This window comes from Pseudoalteromonas sp. TB64, assembly GCF_000498095.1.
Taxonomy (GTDB): Bacteria; Pseudomonadota; Gammaproteobacteria; order Enterobacterales; family Alteromonadaceae; genus Pseudoalteromonas.
In genome coordinates this window covers 1-1,793 of record NZ_AUTQ01000165.1, presented here as the reverse complement: position 1 = coordinate 1,793, position 1,793 = coordinate 1, and the positions used below count along the sequence as shown (strand labels likewise).

Here is a 1,793-nt window from a genome sequence, read left to right as displayed (position 1 = left end):
AAAGAAAGTGAACGGTCTGTCAGCCATGAATGCATTTATCTGTATATCTGGGAAGATAAAAAAGCAGGTGGTGAGTTATACCTACATCTGCGCCGACACGGTAAGAAATATCACAAGCGCAGTCATGGTAAAACAAACCGAGGGCAAATAAAAAATCGCGTTAGCATTGAAGAACGTCCACAAATAGTTGATGAGAAAGGTCGTATCGGAGATTGGAAAATAGATACCGTCATAGGTAAAGGTCATCGAGGCGCCCTTGTTACCATTGTAGAGCGGGTCACCCAATTTACTGTATCAACTCAGATGGCAGGCAAAACAGCACAAGCCGTCACTGCGAACTATTAAGGCCATATAGTTCGCAGTGACGGCTGACAATGGAAAAGAGTTCGCTTATCACGAGCAAATCACAGAAGCTTTAAGTGTTCCTGTTTATTTTGCTCACCCTTATCACTCATGGGAGCGCGGATTGAATGAAAACACGAATGGATTACTACGCCAGTATTGGCGGAAGAGCACAGATTTTAAGGCGGTAACACCAGCGCAAGTATACCAGTACTTGAGCAACTTAATAATCGTCTGAGGAAGACACTTGGATTTGAAACGCCTGCAAAATTGATAATTTGTTTACATTTAGATGTAATTTTGTTGCAAATTAGTTTCGCTTATAGGTAATATTTATAATAAGGACTTTTAATGAATAAACTAAAAAAAATTGGCTCTATATTTTTGATACTTACAGCTACATATAGTGCTTCTAGCTACGCAGTTATGCCGTGTAACTACACTTCAGGAAAAATGACAGTGACTCATAGTGGAAATACTGTTTCATATAGTTGCTCAGGTGGTGGACAAGTTAGGTGTTTAATTGACCCAAGGTAAGTACTTATTACTATATTTTATCGTATTATTACTAGGGCGTGTTGATCTTTGCGGTATAAAAAACAAACAGCATGAGGATAAGGTATAATTGAATTCGCTAAAAAACGTTACACCGAACCCTCATGCCAAGATTAATGTTAACAGACGCGACATGGAATGTCTTATCAAAAGTAATGCACTTAAGTGGTCGAATTTATAATAAGCCTGAGCATAGAAAAACGCTCGAAGGCATACTCTATAAGATGCGTACCGGTATTCCTTGGCGAGATTTACCGTCTTATTTCGGCTCGTGGAGTGCTATCTATAGACGATTTAATTTATGGTCCAAAAAAGATATTTTGAATGAATTATTTCGTGTGTTATCCCACTATGCTGATATGGATTGGATCTTTATTGATGGCAGTATTGTCAGGGCTCACCAGCATAGTTGCGGTGCAAGAACCGCTGGCAATGAATCAATCGGTAAGAGTCGAGGTGGCAATTCGACTAAAATTCATCTTGCAGTAGATAGCGGAGGATTGCCTGTTTATTATGAATTATCCTGTGGAAATACGCATGATATCGTCCATGCAGAGTCACTTGTAGACAATTGCCCAACGAGTAATGTGGTTGTCGCAGATAAAGGCTACGATAGTGAAAAACTAAGAGAGTTTATTCGTGATAATAGCGCTACACCCGTTATTCCACGCAAGGATAACAGTTTAGTGGGTAATGAAGATATTGACTGGTGCATGTACAAATATAGGCACTTAGTTGAGAATGCCTTTGGTCGGATCAAACAATATAGAGGGATAGCTACAAGGTATGAAAAGCTTGAACGGAATTATCATTCCATGCTCGCTTTAGCATTTACTATGATGTGGCTACCAATGTGGGCTGATTAATATATATACTACAAAGATCAACAGCCCCTA

The 1,793-nt window shown here is 39.4% G+C and carries 4 protein-coding genes; all 4 read left to right on the top strand.

Going from position 1 to position 1,793, the window contains the following annotated elements:
• The coding region (locus L647_RS1000000126455) for an IS30 family transposase (RefSeq protein WP_253948882.1) at nt 1–345 on the top strand (345 nt) is incomplete at its 5' end.
• Nucleotides 346–361: 16 nt separating this feature from the next.
• Entirely contained in the window at nt 362–580 is a 219-nt protein-coding gene (locus tag L647_RS1000000126450) for an IS30 family transposase (RefSeq protein ID WP_253948881.1), read from the top strand.
• A gap of 113 nt (nt 581–693) precedes the next feature.
• Nucleotides 694–879, top strand: a complete 186-nt coding sequence (locus L647_RS1000000125875) for a hypothetical protein (protein WP_139015449.1) — start codon at nt 694–696, stop codon at nt 877–879.
• Nucleotides 880–1,001: 122 nt separating this feature from the next.
• Nucleotides 1,002–1,763 carry an IS5 family transposase gene (locus tag L647_RS0113785; RefSeq protein ID WP_024611512.1) on the top strand — a complete coding sequence of 254 codons (762 nt, stop codon included), beginning with the start codon at nt 1,002–1,004 and terminating at the stop codon, nt 1,761–1,763.
• Nucleotides 1,764–1,793: the final 30 nt, after the last annotated feature.